Genomic DNA, 23,536 nt, shown 5'->3' with positions numbered 1-23,536 from the left:
GTTCGTACGAGGACATGGGAGGCGGCGAGCTGTACTGCGACACCTGCGGGCTCGCCCCGGTCGTCGCGCCCGGGGGGCTCATCGGTTCGACGCCGACCGGGATGGCCGTGCCGGGGAAGGGGACGAGCGGCGTCGGGGGGCGTGACTCCGCCTCCTCCCAGAGCGGTTCGCGGGCCTCCTCGCGCTCCTCGTCCCGCTCCTCGACCTCGCGCCGGTCGGTCTCCGGCCGGCTGTCGCGCTCGCTCTCCGGGTCCTCCACCGGGCGCTCGGTGTCGGTGCGCAGTTCGGGCTCGTCGGCCGGGCAGTCCGCCCGGAACCGGCTGGGCGCGGGCCTGGTGACGATCCCCGAGGTGCCGCGTCCGGACCCGCGCGCGGCGGTGATGGAGAACGCCGAGGTTCCCGAGCGGAAGCGTTTCTGCTCCCGTTCGGACTGCGGGGCTCCGGTGGGCCGCTCGCGCGGGGACCGACCGGGCCGTACGGAGGGCTTCTGCACCAAGTGCGGGCACCCGTACTCCTTCGTGCCGAAGCTGCGCGCCGGGGACATCGTCCACGGCCAGTACGAGGTCGCGGGCTGCCTCGCGCACGGCGGGCTCGGCTGGATCTACCTCGCCGTCGACCGGGCCGTCTCCGACCGGTGGGTGGTCCTCAAGGGCCTGCTCGACACCGGCGACCAGGACGCGATGGCCGCGGCGATCTCCGAGCGCCGCTTCCTCGCCGAGATCGAGCACTCCAACATCGTCCGCATCTACAACTTCGTCGAGCACCTCGACCAGCGGACCGGCTCCATGGACGGCTACATCGTCATGGAGTACGTCGGCGGCAAGTCGCTCAAGGAGATCGCCAACGACCGGCGGACCCCCGACGGCCGGCGCGATCCGCTGCCGGTGGAGCAGGCCTGCGCGTACGGCATCGAGGCCCTGGAGGCGCTCGGCCACCTGCACAGCCGGAACCTGCTGTACTGCGACTTCAAGGTCGACAACGCCATACAGACCGAGGACCAGCTGAAGCTCATCGACATGGGCGCGGTCCGGCGGATGGACGACGACCAGTCCGCGATCTACGGCACGGTCGGCTACCAGGCGCCCGAGGTGGCCGAGGTCGGCCCCTCGGTGGCCAGCGACCTGTACACGGTGGCGCGCACGCTCGCCGTGATGACCTTCGACTTCCAGGGCTACACGAACGTCTTCGTGGACTCGCTGCCCGACCCGGAGCACATCGAGGTCTTCCGGACGTACGAGTCGTACTACCGCTTCCTCGTCCGCGCCACCGACCCGGACCCGGCCCGCCGGTTCGCCTCCGCGCAGGAGATGGCCGAGCAGCTGACGGGCGTGCTCCGCGAGGTCGTCGCGCTCCAGTCGGGGCGGCCGCGCCCGGCGCTCTCGACGCTGTTCGGCACGGAGGTGCGGGTCACGGACACGGCACTGTTCGCCGAGCTGACGGAGGACGTGTCGCTGCTGGGCGCCCGCCGGGGCCGCAAGCGGTCCGGGGCCGCGTCCGGTCCGGCGCTGCCGGGTTCCGTCCCGGGGCGGGCACCGGTCTCCGGGACGGCCGCCGGGACCCCCGCGGTCTCCGGGCCCGGGCTCGCGGGCGTGCTCGCGGCGCTCGACGCGCCCGCCACCGCGCTCGCGCTGCCCGTGCCGAGGGTCGACACGGGCGACCCCAACGCCGGTTTCCTCGCCGGGCTCGCGGCCGCCGCGCCGGCCGAGCTCCTCGGGGCGCTCCAGGGCGCGCCCGCGTCCTCCCCCGAGCTGCTGCTGCGCACCCTGCGGGCCCAGCTGGAGCTGGACGACCTGCCCGCCGCCGCGCGGACCCTCGCGGGCCTGGAGGAGCGGGACCCGGACGACTGGCGGGTCGTCTGGTACCGGGGCGTCGCCTCCCTGGTGACCGGGGACCACGAGCACGCGGCGCTGGCCTTCGACGCGGTGTACGACGCCTTCCCCGGCGAGCCGGCGCCGAAGCTGGCCCTCGGGATCTGCGCCGAGGTCCTCGGCCAGCTGGACAACGCCGCCGAGTACTACCGCCTGGTGTGGGCCACGGACCCCAGCTTCGTCAGCGCGGCCTTCGGGCTCGCCCGGGTGCGGCTCGCGGCGGGCGACCGCGGCGGAGCCGTACAGGCCCTGGAGTCCGTACCGGAGGCGTCGATCCACTACACGGCGGCCCGGGTCGCGGCCGTGCGGGCGCGGCTGCGGCGGCGCCCGGCGCACGAGCCGCTCGGCGCCGACCTGACGGCGGCGGCGGCGCAGGTCTCCGCGCTCCAGGGCTTCGGTCTGGACCCGGTGCGCCGGGAGCGCCTGTCGACGGAGGTCCTCGGGACGGCCCTCGACTGGGTACTCTCCGGGAGTCCCGGTGCGGCACCGGGCGGCGGCGCGCTGCTGCTCGGCAGTGAACTGGACGAGCGCGGACTGCGCTTCGGCCTCGAACGCTCGTACCGGGCGCTGGCCCGGCTCGCCCAGCGGGGCGAGGAGAGGATCGAACTGGTGGAGCGGGCCAACCGCTTCCGCCCCCGGACGTGGGTGTGAGGATGTCCCAGAAGCCGAAGCCGTCGCACGGACTCTCCGCCTGCCCGGGCTGCGCGGAGCCGCTGGAGTCGGGTGACCGGTTCTGCGGGGCGTGCGGCTACGACCTGTCGGCCCTGCCGGCCGCCGGAACCGGGCCGGACCGCCCGACCGTGGCGATCGGCGCCCAGGTGATCTGGCCGGACGCCCCGCCCCGCGAGCCCGGTTCGCTCTCGACGATGACCCAGCACCCGGGCGACCTCCCGGGCACCGACTCCGGCGGCCGCGACCTGCCGACGATGGCGGTCCGCACGGACGGGCCGGTCCCGGCGGAGGAGGGCGTCGCGCACGCGTCCCCCGCGGACGGCGGGGACTTCGAGCTGGCCGCGCCCGACCCCCGTACCGCCGTACGCGCGGACCCGGCCCCGGCCGCCGCCGCGCCCGCCGCCGGCACCGCCCGAGCCGCCGCCGGTCTCTGCGTGGCCTGCCGGGCCGGGCGGGTGGACACCGACGGGTACTGCGAGAACTGCGGGCACGCGCAGCCGCGCGAGCGCGACCACATGGAGCGGGAGCTCGCCGGCGTGGCCGCCGTCAGCGACCGCGGGCTGCGCCACCACCGCAACGAGGACGCGTTCGCCGTCTCGGCGACCACCCTGCCCGACGGCTCCCCCGCCACCCTCGCGATCGTCTGCGACGGCGTCTCCTCGGCGACCCGGCCCGACGAGGCCTCGGCCGCCGCCGCCGAGGCCGCCGGAGCCTCGCTGCTCGCCGCGCTCCCCCGGGGCACGCACCCGCAGCAGGCGATGCACGAGGCGATCGTGGCCGCCGCCGAGGCCGTCAACTCCCTTGCGGAGGAGCCGGGTCAGGACGGCACGGAGCACGATCCGCACCACCACCGCAACGCCCCGGCGTGCACCATCGTCGGCTCCGTCGTCGCTGCCGGACTGCTCGTCGTGGGCTGGGTCGGCGACAGCCGCGCCTACTGGGTGCCGGACGACCGCAGCACCCCGCCCGCCCGGCTCACCGAGGACGACTCGTGGGCCGCGCAGATGGTCGCGGCGGGCCTGATGAACGAGGCCGAGGCGTACGCGGACGAGCGCGCCCACGCGATCACCGGCTGGCTCGGCGCCGACTCGTACGAACTGGACCCGCACACGGCCGCGTTCAAGCCGGATCGTTCCGGCGTGGTGGTGGTCTGCACGGACGGCCTGTGGAACTACGCGGAGGCCGCGGAGGACATGGCCCGGGTCGTCCCGGCCGACGCCTCGGACCGGCTGCTGCACGGGGCCCAGGTCCTGGTCGGCCACGCCCTGGACGGCGGAGGCCACGACAACATCACGGTCGCGCTCGTCCCGTTCACCGTCACGCCCCAAGGGGCTGTCCGGCGAACCGGGGACGGATAGGCCGCGGCGTCTGGTGCGGTGCCCCGCAAGGCGCCGGAGCGCCCTCATAGCGGAGCTATTAGGGCGTTTCGGCAACGCGGCGAGGTGCCGTGCAGGCGTCGCGGACCCGGCCCTGGTTCGCCGGACAGCCCCTTGGGGCAGGATCCGCCTGAGAGCGGTCGCCGATCCCCGTCCCCTTCACCGTTGTTGCGTCTGTCGCGTAGGAGCCGAAAACAGATGGCGAACTTCTCCAAGTCGACCGTGCCCCAGTTCTCGGTGGACGTCTACCAGAACGAGTTCCTGCCGGAGGGCGGCCGGGACGTCAGCGCGATCGTCACGGTCACCTCGACCGGGGGCGGCACCACCGGCGGGTTCGCGAGCAGCGGACCGGCCGGTGTCGTGATCATGGTCGACTGCTCCGGCTCGATGGACTACCCCGCCACCAAGATGCGCGGCGCCCGCGAGGCGACCGCCGCCGCCGTCGACACCCTGCGCGACGGCACGCACTTCGCCGTCGTCGCCGGGACGCACGTGGCCAAGGAGGTCTACCCGGGGAACGGCGGCCTCGCGGTCGCCGACGCCCGGACCCGCGCCGAGGCCAAGGAGGCACTGCGCCGGCTCTCCGCGGGCGGCGGCACGGCGATCGGCACCTGGCTGCGCCTCGCGGACCGGCTGCTCTCCTCCGCCGAGCTCACCATCCGGCACGGCATCCTGCTCACCGACGGCCGCAACGAGCACGAGTCGCCGGAGGAGCTGCGGGCCGCGCTCGACGCCTGCGCCGGCCGGTTCACCTGCGACGCGCGCGGGGTCGGCACGGACTGGGAGGTCAAGGAGGTCACCGGGATCGCCTCGGCGCTCCTCGGCACCGCCGACATCGTCGCCGATCCGGCGGGGCTCGCCGCCGACTTCACGGTGATGATGGAGCACGCGATGGGCAAGGGCGTGGCGGACGTCGCGCTGCGCCTGTGGACCCCGGTCGGGGCCGAGATCATGTTCGTGAAGCAGGTGGCGCCGGCGGTCGAGGACCTGACCGGGCGGCGCACCGGGGCCGGGCCGCGCGCCGGCGACTACCCGACGGGCTCGTGGGGCGACGAGTCCCGCGACTACCACGTGAGCGTGCGCGTCCCGCAGGCGGCGATCGGGCAGGAGATGCTCGCCGCCCGGGTCTCGCTGCTCGCCCCGGACCCGGCGGGCGGCGATCCGCGCCCGCTGTCTCAAGGACTGGTACGGGCGGTGTGGACGGACGACGTCGCGATGTCGACGTCGATCAACCCGCAGGTCGCGCACTACACGGGCCAGGCCGAGCTGGCGGACGTCATCCAGCAGGGTCTGGATGCCCGCAAAACGGGCGATCGGGACGGGGCGACGGCCAAACTGGGCCGTGCCGTGCAGCTCGCGGCGGCCTCCGGCAACGCCGATACCGCGAAACTGCTTTCGAAGGTGGTCGACGTCGTCGACGCGGCGACCGGTACTGTGCGTTTGAAGGCGAAGGTCGCGGAAGCGGACGAGATGACTCTCGAGACCCGTTCCACCAAGACCGTTCGCGTCAAGAGGTAGCCCGGTCTCCGGGCCGGACGACGAGAGGGGGAAGCACCGACATGCCGACCTGCCCGAACGGACACCAGTCGGTCTCCGACGACTGGTGCGAGGTCTGCGGCCACCGCATGGCCGGGGCGGGTGCGCCGACGGGTGCCGTACCGCCGCCTCCCCCGCCGCCGCCCCCCGCTTACGGATACCCCGGCCCCGCCGGTCCCGGCCAGGCCCCGATGGGCCCGCCGCCGGGCGCTCCGGGTGCTCCTCAGGGCGCTCCCGGCAACTTCGGCCCGGGCGGCCCGGGTGCCCCCGCGGCTCCCGGCGGCCCCGGCCCCTTCGGCGGTCCCGGGGGTCCCGGAGCTCCTGCCGGCCCCGGAGCCCCCGCGGGTCCCGGCCCCTTCGGCGGTCCCGGCGCGCCCGCCGCCCCTGGTGGCTTCGGCCCCGGGGGCGACCCGAACGCGACGGCCCAGGCGGAGCTGTGCCCGCAGTGCCGTACGCCGCGCGAGCACATGGCGCCGTTCTGCGAGGAGTGCCGCTGGAACTTCCTCACGAACACGGCGACCTCGTACACGCCGCTGGCCCCGCAGGGCGCCCCGCCCGCCCCGCCTCGGCAGCCCGGACCGCCGCCCGGACCGAACCTGCCGCCCGGCTTCCAGGCCCCGCCGCCCGCGCCTCCGCGGCAGCAGCCCCCGGAGTCGGACCCCTTCGGCTACCAGGGCTCGCGGCCCTCGCAGGTGAACCGGCCGGCCGAGCCGCTGGGCGCCGAGCCCACGCACCACCAGGCCCCGCCGCAGCGCCCGCAGGCGCAGCAGCCGCCGGCCCCGCCCGCGTACCTCCAGGCTCCGGCCCAGGCCCCGGCCCCGCCCGCGCCGCCGCAGCCGCGCGCGGACGACGACTGGGTCCTGTCGCCGCCGTCGCAGCACCAGCCGCCGCAGGCACCTCCGGCCCCGCCGCAGCACCAGGGGCCTCCGCAGCCCCCGCAGCAGCACCAGCCCCCGCAGCCTCCGCCGCACCAGGGGCCGCCGCAGCAGTTCCAGCCGCCGCGCCCGCCGCAGCCGCTCAGCTGGACCGCGGTCATCGGTCCCGACCGCGAGTACTTCATGGCGATGATGCAGCGCAGCGGCCCGGAGGCCACGGGCCTGAACCTGCCCGCGTACTCGCCGGACAAGCACGTGCCGCTCCAGGGCAACCAGGTCTCCATCGGCCGCCGCCGGCACTCCACCGGCGAGTCCCCCGACATCGACCTGTCGGTGCCGCCGGAGGACCCGGGCGTCTCGCACCAGCACGCCGTGCTCGTGCAGCAGCCGGACGGCTCGTGGGCGGTGGTGGACCAGAACTCCACCAACGGCACCACGGTCAACGGCGGCGAGGAGCCGATCCAGCCCTACGTCCCCGTCCAGCTCCAGGACGGCGACCGGGTGCACGTCGGCGCCTGGACCACGATCACGATCCGCAGCTCCTGACGGAGGGCCTCAGCGCAGGGGCCAGGCGTACGGCCCCGCCGGGTCGTCCAGCCAGGCCCACTGCCGGCCGCCGCTGACCGTCACCCCGAAGCGCTCCCGCTCCGGCCGCCGCTCGCGCAGCCAGAGCGAGAGCGCTTCGCGTCTGTCGAGGGTCCCGGCGACCAGCCCCCACAGGAAGAGGAAGCGCTCGTCCCCGGCCGGGCCGTGGCGCGGGACGGCCGCCGTCGGGGTCGGGGCGGCGACGCCCCGCAGGGCCACGAAGTACGCGGAGGTCGCGAGGAACCGCCCCTCCGCGTGCGCGGCGTCGCGCACGCGCAGCAGGATCAGCCCGGTGGAGAGCGGGGCGAGGACCAGCGCGCCGGGCCGGCACTGGGCGAGCCAGGGGTACGGGACGGAGGGCACCTCGCAGGTCGCCACGATCCGGTCGTACGGGGCGCGCTCGGGGCAGCCGCGGGCGCCGTCGGCGGCGAGGACCGCGGGCCGGTACCCGGCGGCGGCGAGATGGGTGCGGGCGGACTCGGCGATCTCCTCGTCCAGGTCGACGGTGGTGACGTGCTCCGCGCCGAGGCGGTGGCAGAGCAGGGCCGCGTGGTAGCCGCTGCCGGCGCCGATCTCCAGGACGTCGTCCCCGTCGCGTACGCCGAGGGCGTCGAGCATCAGCGCCATCAGGGAGGGCTGGCTGGCGGAGGAGACCAGCTCCCCGTCCCGTACCCGGGTGGCGATCGCCGTGTCCGCGTACGCCCCGCGCAGCCAGCGGTCCCGCCGCGCGGGCTCGGGGTCGCCGGACCAGAGCCGCTGGTAGCCGCCGGGCGCGGAGACGTAGTAGTACGGGACGAAGAGATGGCGCGGCACCTCGGCGAAGGCCGCCCGCCAGGCGGGATCGGTCAGCAGGCCGTCCGCCCGGAGCTCCCGCACGAGCGCGCGCCGCTCCCGCGCGCCGGCCTCGGCGAACTCGTCCCGCACCGCACCCATGCCCCCACTCTCCCGCCCCGCCGGGCCCTGGGCGACCGCCCGTACGGTGGTCCTAAGACTCCGGTCCTCGGCCGGGGCATCTGAGACGATGGAACGGTGAACGAGATTCCCGGGGAAACAGTGCAGGAGCAGACCTTCTACGACCAGGTCGGCGGCGAAGAGACGTTCCGCCGTCTGGTCCACCGCTTCTACGAGGGCGTCGCGGCGGACCCGCTGCTCCGCCCGATGTACCCCGAGGAGGACCTCGGCCCGGCCGAGGAGCGCCTCGCCCTCTTCCTGATGCAGTACTGGGGCGGCCCCCGCACCTACAGCGACCACCGCGGCCACCCCCGCCTGCGGATGCGCCACGCCCCGTTCACCGTGGACCGGGCCGCCCACGACGCCTGGCTCCGCCACATGCGCGACGCCCTCGACTCGCTCGGTCTCGCCCCGGAGCACGAGAGCGAGCTGTGGCGCTATCTGACGTACGCGGCGGCGTCGATGGTGAACAGCGCGGGTTAGCGGGCCCGTCCGTCCGGTTCCACGGACTGAAACGTTCCGGACACGGAACGCCGAATAACGGTCACGATCCCATCAAGGTGCGCTGGGAAGCGGTTACCAGCGACGTGTGCCCTCTGAAAGCATCCGAGGAAACCTTCAGCGGATCCAGGGGGATGGGTGACGGGGTTCGTATTTCTGCGTGTCAGGGCACACCGGCTGCTGCTCTCCGCGGCACTGCTCTCCGTGCTCCTGACGACCTCGGTGCTCGCCGCCCTCGCCGCCTTCTCCGGCGCGATCGGGGACGCCGCGCTCCAGGCCGGACTGCGCGGCCGGTCCGCGGCCGCCGCCTCGCTGCTCGTGAGCGGACAGGTGCCGGCCGCGAAGCGGGCCAGTGCCGAGGCCGCCGTCGAGGACGGCGTACGGAAGACCTTCGACGGACTGCCGGTGACCGTACAGCGGCTCGAACGCTCGGGGCCGTACGCGCTGCCCCGTGACCTCCAGCCGCCCGCCGCCCGCGGGGGCGACCCCGACCTGACGCAGTTCGCCGCGCTCGACCGCTCGCGGCTCTCCCTCGTCAAGGGCTCCTGGCCCTCCCCCACCCGGGCCGGGGGCGTGATCGAGACGGCGGTCCCCGAGGAGGCGGCCCGGCGGCTCAAGGTCGCCCCCGGCACCGTCCTCGACCTCACCGACCGGCTCAAGAACCAGAAGGTGAAGGCCCGGATCACCGGCGTCTACAAGCCGGCCGACACCACCGACCTGTACTGGCAGCTGGACCCGGCGGGCGGCCGCGGCGTGCGGACCGTCGCGTTCACCACGTACGGGCCGCTGGACGTCGACCCGGCCGTCCTCACCTCCGGGGCGCTGAGCCCCGGCGACACCACCTGGCTCGGCTCCGCCGACTACACCGGCTTCACCACGGACCGGATGGACGCCCTGCGCGCCGCCTCGACCGAGGGCCCGAAGAAGCTCGCCGAGGCCACGGACGCCTTCGGGACGACGATCTCCGCGTCGACCGCGCTCCCGACCGTCCTCGACCAGACCCGGCGGTCCCTGCTCGTCTCCCGCTCCACCCTCCTGATCGTCGCCGTGCAGCTGGTGCTGCTCGCCGCGTACGCGCTGCTGCTCGTCGCCCGGCTGCTCAGCACCGAGCGCTCCGGCGAGACGGCCCTGCTGCGGGCCCGCGGCGGCTCGCGGCGCCGGATCGCCGGGCTCGCCGCCGCCGAGGCGCTGCTGCTCGCCCTGCCCGCCGCGCTCGCCGCCCCGCTCCTGTCCGGCCCGCTGACCCGGCTCTTCGCCGAGCGGTCCGCGCTCTCCGAGCTCGGCGTGCACCTCGACACCTCCCCCTCGGCCCAGGTGTGGCTGGTCGCCGCCGTGGTCGCGCTCTGCTGCGCCGCGGCCGTCGTCGCCCCCGCGCTCGCCGCCGGGGACGGCTCCGTCGTCTCGCTGCGCAAGGCCCGCTCCGCCTCCCTGCCCGCTCCGGTACGGGCCGGGGCCGACCTCGGCCTCCTCGCCATCGCGGGCGTCGCGTACTGGCAGCTCCAGCGGCCGTCCGCCGCGGGCGGCACCCTCGGCGCGGACGAGGCCGGCGGCGGCTCCATCGACCCGGTGCTCATCGCCGCACCCGCCCTCGCCCTGCTCGCCGGCACCGTCCTGACGCTGCGTCTGCTGCCGCCCGCCGCCAAGCTGGCCGAGCGGCGCGCGGCCGGCGGGCGCGGGCTCTCCGCCGCCCTCGCCGGCTGGCAGTTCAGCCGCCGTCCGCTGCGCGGCGCCGGCCCCGTCCTCCTCCTCGTCCTCGCCGTGGCGATGGGCATGCTGGCCATCGGGCAGAGCGGCTCGTGGGAGCGCTCGCAGCGCGACCAGGCCGACTTCCGCGCCGGCACGGACATCCGCGTCCTCGGCGCGGGCTTCGGCGATCCGACGCAGACCGAACGCCTCGCCGCCGTGCCGGGCGTCAGGGCCGTGGCCCCCGTGCACCGCGCCTCCCTGGACGTGGCCGGGAAGAACGCCGCCGTCCTGGCCGTGGACACCCGCAACGCGGGCGGCCTGCTCCTCCGCTCCGACCTCTCGGCCCTCCCGGCCCCGGACCTGCTCGCCCCGCTGACCCCCAAGGCCTTCGCCGGCACCGGTCTCGCGCTGCCCGCCGGAACCCGCACGCTCGCGGTCGACCTGCGGACGACCGCGCCCGCCGGCACGCCCGACGCCCGGGTCGGCGCCGTCCTGGAGGACCCGAGCGGCGTCCCGTACCGGCGGGACCTGGGACCGCTGCCCTCCGACGACCGCACGCACCGGCTGACCCTCGACCTGGCCGCCGAGGGCGCCGTGCCCGGCGCCGACGGCACCCCCGGCTCCGGCGGCCTCCTCACCCTCACGGACCTGGAGCTCACCGGCACGGTCGCCGACGGCGCGCACCACACCCAGACGCTGCACGTCGAGCGCTTCACCACCGTCGGAGCCGACGGCGGGACGAAGACGCACGCCCCCGCGCAGGTCCTCGGCTCCTGGGCCTCCGCGTTCGAGCAGACCCAGGCCGACGGCAGCACGACCGAGGGCGGCGCGACCGGTCGTGCCGGGTCCGCCGGACCCGCCGGCCGACCGGCCCCGTACTCCCTCGCGTTCCCCGTCGTCGGCGGGAAGGTCGGCGACTACTCGTGGGCGCTGGGGTTCACCCTGCGGATGAACGCCCCCGCCCCGAAGGCCCCCGGGCGACTCGCCGCCGTCGCCACCGAGACCTTCATGACGGCGACCGGCGCCAAGCCCGGCGAACCGATCCAGGTCGCCCTCGCCGGCCGGCAGCTCGACGTCACCGTCGACCAGGTGGTCAAGGAACTGCCGACCACCGGACCGGGCGCGCAGACCGACTCCGTCGCCTCCGGCACCGCCACCCCCGAGGACGGCGGCGCGATCCTCCTCGACCTGGCCGCGGTCAACCGGTTCCTGGCGGCCGACTCCGACGGGACCGCGACCCTGCCGCCCACCGAGTGGTGGCTGACCACCGCCCCCGGCCACGCGGCCGAGGCCGCCGCGGCCCTGCGGGCCCGCCCCGACATCGAACCGACCCAGATCCTCGTACGGAACGAGGTCGCCGCCGAACTCCTCGGCGACCCGCTCGGCGCGGGCCCCAACGCCGCCCTGATGGCGGTCGCGGCGGCCGCCGCCGCGCTCGCCGCCGTCGGCTTCGCCGTCGGCTCGGCCGGCGCGATGCGGGAACGGGCCGCCGAGTTCGGCGTGCTCCGGGCGCTCGGCGCACCGCGCCGCAAGCTCGCCCGGCTCGTCGCCGCCGAACAGGGGCTGCTCATCGGCATCGGCCTGCTCGTCGGCATCGGGCTCGGCACCGTCCTCGCCCGGACGGTCGTCCCGCTCGTCGTCCTCACCGGCCAGGCCGCCCGGCCCGTCCCGCCGGTCCTCGTCGAACTGCCCCTCGGCCAGGTGGCGCTGCTGCTCGCCGGCGTCGCCGCCCTGCCGCTCGCCATCGTCGCCTCGATCGCCCTGCGCCGCGCCGACCCGGCCGTGACCCTGCGCCACCAGGGGGACAACTGATGCCGCCGACGACTCCTGACGAGGACAGCGACCGCACCGACACGCCCCGTACGGGCCAAGCCCCCCACGACCGCACCGACGTGCCCGCCGTACGCAGGAAGGCCCCCGACATGCCCCGGTCCCGGTCCGACAAGCCCGCCCGCGCGGTGGCGCCCTGGGTGCGGACCCGGCTGCGGACCGCCCCCTGGGCCGCCGCCGCCCTCGCCCTGCTCGTCCTGGTCACCGCGTACCTCGCGGCGGCGCTGCCGCGCGCGGTCGACCGGTACGAGACGGAGGGCCTGCGGCACGACATCCGGAGCGCCGAACCCCGCAACGCCGTCCTCGAACTGACGACCCCGATCCCGCTGTCCGAACACGGTCCCGGCCTGGACCCCGGCCTCATCCAACGGAAGAGCGACGAGGCGCGCGCGCTGCTGCCCGAGCCGATCCTGACCGACCCGGAGCAGACCGTCCACGGCGTCCGCACGCTCAAGCGCGTCGAGGGCCTCGACCCGTGGCTGCCCCAGCCCGACGGGCTCCTCCCGGAGTTCGCGCTCTCCGCCCCGTCCCGTCTCCCCGAGCACGCGACGCTGCGGAAGGGCCGGCTCGCCGCGGGCACGGCCGACGCCCCGGAAGCCGTCGTGACCACGCAGACCGCCGAGTCCCTGCACATGAAGCCCGGCTCCGTCGTGCACGTACCGAGCAAGACCAGCCCGAAACCGCTCGCCGTCACGATCACCGGGATCGTGGAACCCCGCGGCCCCCAGTCCCCGTACTGGGCCGTCGAACCGCTGCTGCGCACCCCGGCGCTGACCGCCAAGGTCGGCGACGAGATCAAGTACTACTGGCAGGGGGCGCTGCTCCTCTCCCCCACCTCCGCACCCCTCGTCCTCTCCACCAACACCGAGCCGGAGCTCTTCTTCCGGTACATGCCGACGGCCGGCCACCTCACCGGCCGGGACACCGGCCGGCTCGCCTCCGCCCTCGACTCGGCGGCCAGCGGCCCCGACCTGGTCAAGCTCCGCAAGGCCGTCGGGGGCAACGCCGCCCTCACCACCGACCTCGACGCGATCGTCGACTCGTACCGGTCGATGCGCGAGGCGATCAACCCGGTCGTGGCCGTCGCCGTCTTCGGGGTCGGCACGGTCGCCGCGGTCGTCCTCGCGATGACCGGCGGCCTGTTCGTCGCCCGCCGCGACAGCGAGCTCGCGCTGCTCCGCTCCCGCGGCGCCTCCCTCACCGGCATCGGCCTGCGGCTGCTCGGCGAGACCTCGGCCGTCACCCTGCCGGCCGCCGCGCTCGCCCTCGGCCTCGCCGTGGCGACCGTCCGGCCGCCCGAAGGCGGGTCCGGCGGCATCCCCCTCGCCCCCTCCGTCCTCGCCGCCGCCCTGGTCGCCCTGATCGCGATGCTCGTCCTGCCCGTACGGGCGGTCGTCCGCCACCGGCGGCCGCGCCTGCACGGCGGACGCGACGACCTGCTCACCGCGCGCCCCTCCCGGCGGCGCACGGTCCTCGAACTCACCCTGCTCGTCCTCGCGGTGGGCGCGGTCGCCTCGCTGCGGCTGCGCGGCACCGACGGCTCCGGCGACTCCGGCGACCCGCTGGTGAGCTCCGCACCCGTGCTCGTCGGCCTGATCGCCGCCTCCGTCCTCGTACGGATCTACCCGCTGCCGCTGCGCTGGCTGGCCCGCCCGGCCCGCCGGCTGCGCGGGGCCGTCGGACCGCTGGCCCTGGCCCGCGCCGGACGCGCCCCGTCCTCGGGCACCCTCCCGCTGCTCGCCCTCGTCCTCGCGCTGGCCACGGCGGCCTTCGGCGGCTCCGTCCTCGCGGGCGTCGCCGACGCCCGCGACCGGGCGGCGCTCCTGGCGACCGGCGCGGACGCCCGGATCGGCGGCTACGTCGAATGGACCCCGCTGCCCGCCGGACTCACCGAGTCGGTGCGCGGTCTGCCGGGCGTGCGGGACGTGGCGCCGGTCCAGATCGAGTACGGGGTCTCCCTGCCGTCCGTCCAGGGGACCGCCGTCGAGCCGATGAGCGCGCCGATCGTGGGCGTCGACCCCGCCTCGTACACCCGGCTCGCGAACCGGACCGGCTTCGGGCCGTTCCCCGCCGGGCTGCTCGCCTCGACGGGGAAGGGCGGCGAGGACGCCGTCGCGGACACCGAGCGGGTGCTGCCCGCGATCGCCTCGCCGAAGGTCGCCGAACGGCTCGGCCGCGCCCCGATCGGCATCATCGCGGCGGCGGGCGCCTTCCGGGTGAAGGTGGTCGCGGTCCGCTCCACCACCCCGGCCCTGGACGACGCGGACTTCCTCCTCGTCAACGGCGCCGACCTCACCCACCGGACGAACACCCAGCTGCTCGTCACGGGACCGGTGGACGGCACCGCGCTGCGCGCCGCCGTGAAGGCGAAGTCGTCCAGGCTCGACGTGGCGCTCCGCAGCGAGAAGCGGGCCACGTACGTGGACTCGCCGCTCCAGTCCGGCGCCGAGCGGATCTACCTGGGCGCGATCGGCGCGGGCGCCGCCTTCGCCGTGGTCGCCCTGCTGCTCTCGCTCCTGCAGAGCGCGCCCGAGCGGAACACGCTCCTCGCGCGGCTGCGGACGATGGGGCTCACCCGGAAGCAGGCGCGGCGGCTGCTCGGCCTCGAAGCGCTGCCGCAGGCGGTCCTCGCGGCGCTCGGCGGCATCCTCGTCGGCTTGGCGACGGTGCCGCTGCTCGCCCCGGGCATCGACCTGTTCCGGCTCGCGCTCGGGACGGCACCGGAGTTCGCCCCGCTGGACAGCGCCCCGCTGCGGGCGGACCCGTGGTCGCTGGTGCTCCCCGCGCTCGCCGTCGTCGTCCTCACGGGGCTCGCGGCGGTCGGACAGGCGTGGTGGGTGGGACGCAGGGGCTCGATCAAGGAACTCAGGGCAGGAGACGCACGATGACGAAGACCGGCACGGCCCCGTCCGACACGACCCTGGAGGAGCTGGAGCGGCGGGCCACGGCGCACCGCGACCGGCCCTCGTACGGTCATGACGCGCTCATCGCCTGCGACCGGCTCGTCCGCATCTTCACCACGGACGGGGTGGAGGTGCAGGCGCTCCAGGGGCTCGACCTCCTCGTCAAGGAGGGCGAGTTGATGGCCCTGGTCGGCGCCTCCGGTTCCGGCAAGTCGACGCTGATGAACATCCTGGCGGGCCTGGACGTGCCGACCGCCGGCGCGGCCCGGGTCGCGGGCTGCGACCTGCTCGGCATGGACGGCAAGGCGCGGCTGCGCTACCGCCGCGAGGTCGTCGGCTTCGTCTGGCAGCAGACCGCCCGCAACCTCCTGCCGTATCTGACGGCCGCCCAGAACGTGGCGCTGCCCATGCAGTTGCGGGGCCGCTCGAAGCAGAAGGCGGAGCGGGCCGAGGAGCTCCTCGCCATGCTGGGCATCCAGGAGATCCGGGACCGGCGCCCGCACCAGCTCTCCGGCGGCCAGCAGCAGCGGGTGGCCATCGCGGTCGCCCTGGCCAACAACCCGGCCGTGCTCCTCGCCGACGAGCCGACGGGCGAGCTGGACTCGGCCACCGGCGAGCAGGTCTTCGCGGCCTTCCGCCGCGCCAACGAGGAGCTGGGCACGACGATCGTGATCGTCACCCACGACCAGGCGGTCGCCTCCGAGGTCCGCCGCACGGTCGCCATCCGCGACGGCCGCACCTCCTCGGAGGTCCTGCGCCGCACGGAGGTCGACGCCCAGGGCCAGGAGTCGCTCGTGGCACGGGAGTACGCGATGCTCGACCGCGCGGGCCGGCTCCAGCTCCCGGCGGAGTACACGGAGTCCCTGGGCATGGAGCACCGGGTGGCCCTCGAACTGGAGCAGGACCACATCGGGGTGTGGCCGGACGACGCGGAAAGGCCCTAGGAGGTCAGGTCCATGAGCCCGGCCGCCGTGGGACGGAAGCCGCACCGCTCGTGGAAGCCGGCGAGGTGCGGCTCGTAGTCCACGTGCAGCCAGTGCGCGCCGCGCTCGCGGGCGGCCGCGGCGGCGGCCCGTACGAGGGCGCCGCCGAGGCCGCGGCGGCGCTCGTCGGGGTGGACGGTGGTGTCGAGGAGGAACGCGTGGACGCCGCCGTCCCCGACGGCGTTCACGTATCCGACGAGCCGCCCGGCCCGGCGGGCGGTCACCCGGAGCAGACTGCGGGCGAACACGGGCCCGAAGTCGGTGTCCCGGTGCCCGGGCCAGGCGGCCCGGAAGAGGGCGTTCAGCTCGTCCCCGGTGAGGACCCCGTCGACCTCGACCTCGACCTCAACGTCGATGTCGATGCCGATGCCGATGTCGCCGTCGGTCACCGGGGGCTGAGCCCCATCGCGATCGGTACGGTGCGCAGCGCGATCGAGCCGTACGGGGTGCGCAGCCGCAGCCACGGCCCGGAGGAGAACAGCGCCACCGGCGCCTCCACCGGCGGCAGGAAGCCCAGCGACTGCGCGGCGTGCACGGCGCGCAGCGGCAGCCCGGTGGTGCCGAGGGTCCGGGACCAGATCTCGCGGCCGAGGGCGTCGCGCCCGGCCCGGGTGCGCCGCTCCTCCGGCAGCTCCTCGTCCCGCGTGCGGAACTCGCCGACGGCGGCCGCGACGGCGCCCCGCAGCCCGGCGACGTCGGGCAGGCCGGGGACCGGCTCCCAGCCGCCGCGCGGCGGGAGGACACCGGTCCACGGCGGGCCGGTCACGGAGTCCGGGACGACCGCCTTGCCCGCCGACTCCTCGATGCCGTCGAGGAGTTCACCGGCGGAGACGGTGACGTCGAGGTCGACGGCGTCGACGAGGCGGGCCGTACGGATCGCGAGCACCTCGAACGACGGCGGCCGGCCGAAGACGGCCAGCGCCCCGCCGCCCGCCTGGAGGCGGACGGCGGCGGCCCGGTCGTAGTGGACGAGCCGGGTGAGGAAGGCGGCGAGTGCGGCCGCCTCCCTGGCGTCGGCGAAGTGCAGCGGTGCGAGCACGGTCATGCGGCGGACGACATCCCGTCGTCGACGTACTCCTGGAGGAACTCGCGCTCCTCGGCGGTGATCCGCCGCGGGCGCTGCGCCTCCAGGTCGAAGGGCACGACGACCGTGGACGCCCGGACGTACACGACGTCGGCGTCCTTGACCTCGTAGGCGATCGTCAGGGACGCCGCGCCTATCTTCGTGACCCACGACTCGATGGTCACCGGCTCGTGCCGGTGGACCAGCGGCCGCTTGTAGTCGATCTCGTGCCGGGCCACGACGGACCCGCCGGAGAACGAGGGGGAACCGTCCCCCGGCGCCAGCCGGAACATGAAGTCGATCCGCGCCTCTTCCAGGTACCGCAGGAAGACGACGTTGTTGACGTGCCCGAAGGCGTCCATGTCCGACCAGCGCAGGGGACAGCTGTAGATGTGCCGAGCCATGAGGTGATCAGCCTCGGGTCAGCTTCTTGTACGTGGCACGGTGCGGACGGGCCGCGTCCGGGCCGAGGCGCTCGATCTTGTTCTTCTCGTACGACTCGAAGTTGCCCTCGAACCAGAACCACTTCGAGTCGCCCTCGTACGCGAGGATGTGCGTGGCCACTCGGTCCAGGAACCAGCGGTCGTGGGAGATGACCACGGCCGCACCGGGGAACTCCAGGAGCGCGTTCTCCAGGGAGGAGAGGGTCTCGACGTCGAGGTCGTTGGTGGGCTCGTCGAGGAGCAGCAGGTTGCCGCCCTGCTTGAGGGTGAGCGCCAGGTTCAGACGGTTGCGCTCACCGCCGGAGAGCACGCCGGCCGGCTTCTGCTGGTCCGGGCCCTTGAAGCCGAACGCGGAGACGTACGCGCGGGAGGGCATCTCGACGTGGCCGACGTTGATGTAGTCGAGCTCGTCGGAGACGACGGCCCACAGCGTCTTCTTCGGGTCGATGTTGGCGCGGCTCTGGTCGACGTACGAGATCTTGACGGTCTCGCCGACCTTGACGGTGCCGGAGTCCGGGGTCTCCAGACCCTGGAGCATCTTGAAGAGCGTGGTCTTGCCGGCGCCGTTCGGGCCGATGACGCCGACGATGCCGTTGCGGGGCAGGGTGAAGGACAGGTCGTCGATCAGGACCTTGTCGCCGAAGGCCTTCGAGAGGTTCTCGACCTCGACGACGATGGAGCCCAGACGCGGGCCCGGCGGGATCTGGATCTCCTCGAAGTCCAGCTTCCGCATCTTGTCGGCCTCGGCCGCCATCTCCTCGTAGCGCGCGAGACGGGCCTTGGACTTGGCCTGGCGCCCCTTGGCGTTCGACCGCACCCACTCGAGCTCTTCCTTGAGCCGCTTGGCGCGCTTGGCGTCCTTCTGGCCCTCGACCTTGAGGCGCTCGGACTTCTTGGTGAGGTAGGTCGAGTAGTTGCCCTCGTAGGGGTGGGCGCGACCGCGGTCGAGCTCCAGGATCCACTCGGCGACGTTGTCGAGGAAGTACCGGTCGTGGGTGATGGCCACGACGGTGCCCTTGTACTGGGCGAGGTGCTGCTCCAGCCAGTTCACCGACTCGGCGTCGAGGTGGTTGGTGGGCTCGTCGAGGAGCAGCAGGTCGGGGGCCTCGAGGAGCAGCTTGCAGAGCGCCACGCGGCGCTTCTCGCCACCGGAGAGGTTGTTCACCGGCCAGTCGCCGGGCGGGCAGCCCAGCGCGTCCATGGCCTGCTCCAGCTGGGCGTCGAGGTCCCACGCGTTGGCGTGGTCCAGGTCGTCCTGGAGCTTGCCCATCTCCTCCATGAGCTCGTCGGTGTAGTTCGTCGCCATCTCTTCGGCGATCGCGTTGAACCGGTTGAGCTTGCCCTTGATCTCGGCGACGCCGTCCTCGACGTTCTCCAGGACGGTCTTGCTCTCGTCGAGCTTCGGCTCCTGCATGAGGATGCCGACGGAGAACCCGGGCGACAGGAACGCGTCACCGTTGGACGGCTGCTCCAGGCCGGCCATGATCTTCAGAACGGTGGACTTACCGGCACCGTTCGGGCCGACCACACCGATCTTCGCACCCGGCAGGAAGCTCAGCGTCACGTCATCGAGGATGACCTTGTCGCCGTGCGCCTTGCGCGTCTTGCGCATCGTGTAGATGTACTCAGCCAAGAGAAACCGTCCGGCAAGGAGTGAGTGGGCAGATACACCCCATCTTGCCTGACCGCCACCCCCAGGCGGAAACCGGTGAGCCACGGGGCGGGGCCCCGGCAGGGTCCACCGGGGGCGGAATGGGGCCGTTTCGGGCCATGGACGTGCGACGACCCCGGGCGCGGATGCGGTCCGGGGTCGTACGGGGGCCTCGACGGGAAGCGCGTGTGACGCGGATCACCCCGCGGGGTCGGTACCTCACTCGCCGGGGCCGGGGTCTCACCGACCGAGACCGACCGAGCCGGGGCCTCGCCCGTCGAGACGGCGCCGCGTCCGCCGAGGCGGGGCCTCACGCGCCGAAGCTGAGCCTCACTCCCTGTGGCCGGGCCTCACTCCTGAGGCCTGAGCCGGGGTGCCGGGCGTGGGCCGGGGCCTGAGCCGGGGTGCCGGGCGTGGGCCGGGGCCTGAGCCAGGGCGCCGGGCGCGGGCCCGGCACCCTGGGCTCGGGCTTACTGGCCGGTGGTCTTCTTCTTGCGGAGGAAGAACACCGCGCCGCCGCCGATCACGACGAGCGCGGCGGCGATGCCGGCGATCATCGGGGTGGCGCTGGAGCTGCCGGTCTCGGCGAGGTCGCCGCCACCGGTCGCGGTGGTGCCGGTCGTGCCGCCCGTGGTGTCACCGGTGGTGCCGCCGGTGGTCGACGGGGTGGAAGGCGTGGCCGAGGGGGTGGTGGAGGGGGTCTCGGACGGCTTCGGGCCGGGGGTGGCCGTCTTGCAGTCCAGGACGCCCTCGAAGGTCTCCTCGAAGCCGTTCGGGCCGGTGATCGTGAAGTTGTACGCCTCGTCCTCGGCGACCGGGACCGTGATGGTCTTCGTCTCGCCGGCGGCGACCGTGTACGAGGTGCCCTTCAGGTCGAAGGTCCAGGCCTCGTCGCCCTTGTTGGAGGCGATGACCTCCAGGCCGCCCTTGTCGCAGTCCTTGGCGACCGAGACGGACGGGACGGCACCCTTCTTGGCCCACGTGGCGGAGGCCTTGGCGGTGACGGTGGAGTCGCTGGAGCCGGCCAGGATCAGGGTCTGCGAGGGGCCGTCGATGGAGACGAAGGCGCGGCCGAGCGAGACCTTGGTGGTGGCCTCGGCGGTCAGGTCGGCGGTGCCGTCGGCGGTGCCGGCCGGGACGTCGAGGTAGACCTGGTCGCCGTTCTTGGCGTCGGTGACCGGCTTGCCGGCCTTGTCGACGACCTGGACGCCGGCGGGGGCGCCCGGGGCGGTCGCGAGCTTGGCGGTGGCGTTGGTGGTGACGGTGATCGGGCCGAGCTTCTCGCCGGCCTTGCCCGCCACGGTGGCCGGGGAGAGGCTGAGGGAGGCCGTCGGCTCGTCGAGCCCGACCGCCTTCTCCAGCAGGTACTCCTTCAGCTTCTCGGCGTCCTCGTCCTTCGGCGTCGCGACGACGCCGTCGGAGAGGGTCCAGATCGCGGCCTGGGTGCCGGCGGCGGCCTCCCCCTTGGAGAGGTCGGCGCCCACCTTGCCGCCGAGGGTCTCGGCGGACAGCTTCGGGTAGGAGTTCTCCAGGATCCAGAGGATCTTGCCCGCGTTGTCGTTGGCGTGCAGGGAGGACTGGTCCCAGCCGACTTCCTTGTAGTCGAAGTCGTGCTTCGCCTCGGTGCGGAGGTCGATGCAGTAGGTGAAGAGCGTGCCCCCGCCGTCGACCTCCATCTTGAACAGACCGCCGTAGACGGACCACTTGGTGGCGTCCTGCTCGTCGGTGCCGTCCTTCTCGGTGATCTCGATGGAGCCCTTGTCCGCCGTGAAACCACCGAACTTCGCCGTGACACCGCCGGCGCCCGGGGCGCCGTCATCGGCCAGCGCCGGACCGGCGGTCGCTATCGCACCGGTCGCGACGAGGCCGGAGACCAGGATCGTGGCTGCCAGGCGGGCAACGCCACGCCCACGAACTGAAAACATTGGATTCCCCTCCGGGCGAGACGCTCCGCGAACTTGGTCGATTCGCGTGGGGGGAGCGCACGCCAGCAGAACTCACAGACTCAATGGGCTCATGTGCCGCACGAGTATTCGGGAATCCTAGGGACGGGAAACCCCCCTGTGCCCTGCCCTACGGTCAGATAACCATTCCGACTCGGAATCGTTATCACCCACGCAAGTTGGTCGACAAATCGCCACAACACAAGGTCAGGGAGCGGTTACCAGCTGCGGAGTGACGGCCGTTCCCTCCTCCGCCGCCACCGTCCACGGGTCCTGCTCGGGCTGCGGCTCGGGCGCCGCCCGCTCCGCCCGCGGGGAACGCCGGAAGGCCGCCGTCCCCCTGTTCAGGTCGTGCCCCACGGCCACCGCGTCCACGTCCACGAACGTCTTGCGCAGCCCGTCGCGCTCCTCCTCGCGGACCTTCAACCGTCCGTGCACCACGAGCGGTTCGCCGACGGCCACCGAGGCCGCGAGATTGGCCCCGAGCGCGCGCCAGGCCGACACCGTGTAGAAGCTGGTGTTCCCGTCGGACCAGAGGCCCCGCTCCCGGTCCCAGCGGCGCGCCGTCACCGCGAACCGGAAGCGGGCCACCCCGCCGGCCGCCGTGTCCCGGTACTCCACCGCCGTCGCCACGTTGCCGACGAGCGTCACGGTCGTGTCGTTCATGGTCGCCCTCACTGTCCTGGTGCCCTGCTGTCCTTGTGTCCTGCTGCGTGGACACCCCGTGAGGACCATGGTGAGGCGGTCGGGCGAACCCTGCTCAGGCCTGTGGACAGCCGCGTACCTGGGGACAACTCCCTCACCCGCAAGGGCGGGAAACGGGCACCTCGGCCCTCGCTACCTCCCCCGTACCCCCGTCCGCGTCGCCCCCAGCCGCCTCGTACCGGAACGGCTTCCGCCCACCACCCGGGCGGCCGCCGACGGCCGGGTGCCGACGACCGTCGCGTACTGCTCGCGCACCTCCCGGTAGCGCACGAGCTCCGCCGCCACCGGGTCGAGGACCCGGGCCCGGCCGCAGGCCGCGGCCGCTTCCCGCAGGCGGCGTTCGGCCTCCTGCCCGTACCGGCGGGCCGGTCCCTTCACGGCGCCCTCGCAGGCCCATTCGACCAGCGGACCGCCGATGATCCCGCCGAGCATCACGAGGACCGGCGGCAGCAGGCCCGGCTCGACGACGCCGACGATCTGCGCCACCAGCCAGAGCGCTCCGAAGATCTGCAGGAGCGTCATGACCGCCTGGGTGAGGACGGCCGCGGGCCACCAGGCGGGGCGGGGCGGCCGGGCCGCCGGGTCCCCGAGGGAGACCGTCAGCTCGTCCAGGGCCTCCGGAAGCCCCTCGGCCCCGCGCGCGGCCGCCTCGCGGACCGCCTGCGCCCAGGGCGTCGGGAGCCCGCGCGAGGCCTCGTCGGAGACGATCCGCACGGCCTGTTCGACGCGCTGGCGGGCCGTCAGCTCGTCCTCGACGGGGGCCGCGAGGTGCGGGTCGGTGGAGCCGTGCGCGCGCTGCCGCTCGTACCAGCGGTAGAGCCGCAGCCAGGGGGTGCCGCAGGCGCGGATGGCGCCGCGCCGCCAGACCCGTTCGGCGGCCTCGCCCGCGGCCTGGGCGCCGACGGCGACGGCGAGCCGGTCGGTGAAGGCGTCCCTGGACCGCTCGTCGAGGCCGGGCCGCCCGTCGGCGACGTACGCGGGGCGCAGCCGGGCCGCGGCGGCGTCGATGTCGGCGGCGAGGCGGCGTTCGGGGGCGGTGCGTTCCTGGACGAACCGGGCGACGAGTTCGCGCAGTTCGGGCACGCCCTCGCCGGTCAGCGCGGAGAGCGCGAGGACCGTGGCCCCCGGCTCGCCGTGCTCGCCGAGCGCCACGCCGTCCTCGTCGAGGAGGCGGCGGAGGTCGTCGAGGACGAGGTCGGCGGCCTCGGTGCCGAGCCGGTCGATCTGGTTGAGGACGACGAAGGTGACCTCGGCGTGCCCGGCGAGCGGCCGCAGGTAGCGCTCGTGGAGGGCTGCGTCGGCGTACTTCTCGGGGTCGACGACCCAGATCACGGCGTCGACGAGGCCGAGGACCCGGTCGACCTGGTCGCGGTGGGCGGTGACGGCCGAGTCGTGGTCGGGCAGGTCGACGAGGACGAGCCCCTGGAGCTCGGCGTCGGCGGCTCCCCCCGCGAGGGGGCGGCGGCGCAGCCTGCTCGGCACCGCGAGCCGGTCGAGGAGGCCGGCGGCGCCCTCGGACCAGCTGAGCGCGATGGGCGCGGAGGTGGTGGGGCGGCGCAGGCCGGTCTCGGAGACGGGCACGCCGGCGAGGGCGTTGAAGAGGGTGGACTTACCGCTGCCGGTGGCTCCGGCGAGGGCGATCACGGTGTGCCGGGAGGAGAGCCGCTGGCGGGCGGCGGCCTCGTCGAGGACGCGCCCGGCCTCGGCGAGCGCCTCGCTCTCGACGCGGGTGCGGGAGAGTCCGACGAGCTCGTGGAGGGCGTCGAGGCGGTTGCGGAGGGGCCCGCCGTAGCTGCCGCCGAGGGGCGGCATGGCGTCCTCCTCCGTCGGTTCGCGCGGCGCCTCCTCGGCGACGGCGGTCCGCTCGGCGGCCCGCCGTGCGATCAGCCCGTCGTCCCAGCGCCCGGCACCACGCTCGGGCTCGTGACCGCGCCGCCCGTCACGTCCAAGCTGCTCGTCCACCAC

The 23,536-nt window shown here is 74.6% G+C and carries 16 protein-coding genes; 8 read left to right on the top strand and 8 right to left on the bottom strand.

The window, feature by feature from the left end; all coding sequences use genetic code 11:
- The first annotated feature begins 14 nt into the window (after window positions 1-14).
- The 4 genes from ACFYUS_RS11065 (at window position 15) to ACFYUS_RS11050 (ending at window position 6,873) form a co-directional block, all read left to right on the top strand.
- Window positions 15-2,519, top strand: a complete 2,505-nt coding sequence (locus ACFYUS_RS11065; RefSeq protein ID WP_388848498.1) for a tetratricopeptide repeat protein — start codon at window positions 15-17, stop codon at window positions 2,517-2,519.
- A gap of 2 nt (window positions 2,520-2,521) precedes the next feature.
- The gene (locus ACFYUS_RS11060) at window positions 2,522-3,898 is read left to right on the top strand and encodes a PP2C family serine/threonine-protein phosphatase (protein ID WP_388848495.1); all 1,377 of its coding nucleotides are present in this window, start codon (window positions 2,522-2,524) and stop codon (window positions 3,896-3,898) included.
- A gap of 216 nt (window positions 3,899-4,114) precedes the next feature.
- A complete protein-coding gene (locus ACFYUS_RS11055) occupies window positions 4,115-5,434 on the top strand; it encodes a VWA domain-containing protein (RefSeq protein ID WP_388848492.1) in 1,320 nt (439 codons plus the stop codon).
- Between the two features lie 41 nt (window positions 5,435-5,475).
- The gene (locus ACFYUS_RS11050) at window positions 5,476-6,873 is read left to right on the top strand and encodes an FHA domain-containing protein (protein WP_388848489.1); all 1,398 of its coding nucleotides are present in this window, start codon (window positions 5,476-5,478) and stop codon (window positions 6,871-6,873) included.
- A gap of 9 nt (window positions 6,874-6,882) precedes the next feature.
- Here the strand turns inward: ACFYUS_RS11050 and ACFYUS_RS11045 are convergent, their stop codons facing one another.
- Window positions 6,883-7,845: a methyltransferase domain-containing protein gene (locus ACFYUS_RS11045; RefSeq protein ID WP_388848486.1), complete on the bottom strand. Its 963-nt coding sequence runs from the start codon at window positions 7,843-7,845 to the stop codon at window positions 6,883-6,885.
- 96 nt (window positions 7,846-7,941) lie between these two features.
- Between ACFYUS_RS11045 and ACFYUS_RS11040 the strand changes: the two genes are divergently transcribed.
- From ACFYUS_RS11040 to ACFYUS_RS11025, 4 genes are all read left to right on the top strand, one after another.
- Window positions 7,942-8,346 carry a globin gene (locus tag ACFYUS_RS11040; RefSeq protein ID WP_388848483.1) on the top strand — a complete coding sequence of 135 codons (405 nt, stop codon included), beginning with the start codon at window positions 7,942-7,944 and terminating at the stop codon, window positions 8,344-8,346.
- Between the two features lie 156 nt (window positions 8,347-8,502).
- Window positions 8,503-11,862, top strand: coding sequence for an FtsX-like permease family protein (locus tag ACFYUS_RS11035; RefSeq protein ID WP_388848480.1), 3,360 nt, complete (start codon window positions 8,503-8,505; stop codon window positions 11,860-11,862).
- 110 nt (window positions 11,863-11,972) lie between these two features.
- Window positions 11,973-14,768, top strand: coding sequence for an FtsX-like permease family protein (locus ACFYUS_RS11030; RefSeq protein ID WP_388849167.1), 2,796 nt, complete (start codon window positions 11,973-11,975; stop codon window positions 14,766-14,768).
- On the top strand, window positions 14,765-15,727 hold the full coding sequence (locus ACFYUS_RS11025; protein ID WP_388848477.1) for an ABC transporter ATP-binding protein: 963 nt from the start codon (window positions 14,765-14,767) through the stop codon (window positions 15,725-15,727). The genes ACFYUS_RS11030 and ACFYUS_RS11025 overlap by 4 nt, the downstream gene beginning before the upstream one ends.
- Here ACFYUS_RS11025 and ACFYUS_RS11020 read toward each other — a convergent pair.
- The 7 genes from ACFYUS_RS11020 to ACFYUS_RS10990 all read right to left on the bottom strand — a co-directional run bounded on the left by ACFYUS_RS11020 (window position 15,724) and on the right by ACFYUS_RS10990 (window position 23,536).
- Entirely contained in the window at window positions 15,724-16,155 is a 432-nt protein-coding gene (locus tag ACFYUS_RS11020; RefSeq protein ID WP_388848473.1) for a GNAT family N-acetyltransferase, read from the bottom strand. The genes ACFYUS_RS11025 and ACFYUS_RS11020 overlap by 4 nt on opposite strands.
- Complete coding sequence (locus ACFYUS_RS11015) at window positions 16,152-16,811, bottom strand: hypothetical protein (RefSeq protein ID WP_388848470.1); 660 nt, start codon at window positions 16,809-16,811, stop codon at window positions 16,152-16,154. The genes ACFYUS_RS11020 and ACFYUS_RS11015 overlap by 4 nt, the downstream gene beginning before the upstream one ends.
- Window positions 16,808-17,233 (bottom strand): acyl-CoA thioesterase, encoded by a 426-nt coding sequence (locus tag ACFYUS_RS11010; protein WP_388848467.1) that lies wholly within the window; start codon window positions 17,231-17,233, stop codon window positions 16,808-16,810. The genes ACFYUS_RS11015 and ACFYUS_RS11010 overlap by 4 nt, the downstream gene beginning before the upstream one ends.
- A 7-nt stretch (window positions 17,234-17,240) precedes the next feature.
- Window positions 17,241-18,905 carry an energy-dependent translational throttle protein EttA gene (gene ettA, locus ACFYUS_RS11005; protein ID WP_388848464.1) on the bottom strand — a complete coding sequence of 555 codons (1,665 nt, stop codon included), beginning with the start codon at window positions 18,903-18,905 and terminating at the stop codon, window positions 17,241-17,243.
- A 488-nt stretch (window positions 18,906-19,393) separates the two neighbouring features.
- On the bottom strand, window positions 19,394-20,848 hold the full coding sequence (locus ACFYUS_RS11000) for an LAETG motif-containing sortase-dependent surface protein (RefSeq protein ID WP_388848461.1): 1,455 nt from the start codon (window positions 20,846-20,848) through the stop codon (window positions 19,394-19,396).
- 225 nt (window positions 20,849-21,073) lie between these two features.
- Window positions 21,074-21,532, bottom strand: a complete 459-nt coding sequence (locus tag ACFYUS_RS10995; protein WP_388848458.1) for a single-stranded DNA-binding protein — start codon at window positions 21,530-21,532, stop codon at window positions 21,074-21,076.
- A gap of 171 nt (window positions 21,533-21,703) precedes the next feature.
- The gene (locus ACFYUS_RS10990) at window positions 21,704-23,536 is read right to left on the bottom strand and encodes a GTPase (protein WP_388848455.1); all 1,833 of its coding nucleotides are present in this window, start codon (window positions 23,534-23,536) and stop codon (window positions 21,704-21,706) included.

The sequence above is a fragment of the Streptomyces sp. NPDC004284 genome, assembly GCF_042874035.1.
Lineage (GTDB): Bacteria > Actinomycetota > Actinomycetes > Streptomycetales > Streptomycetaceae > Streptomyces.
This window is presented reverse-complemented; position numbering and strand designations above follow the sequence as displayed.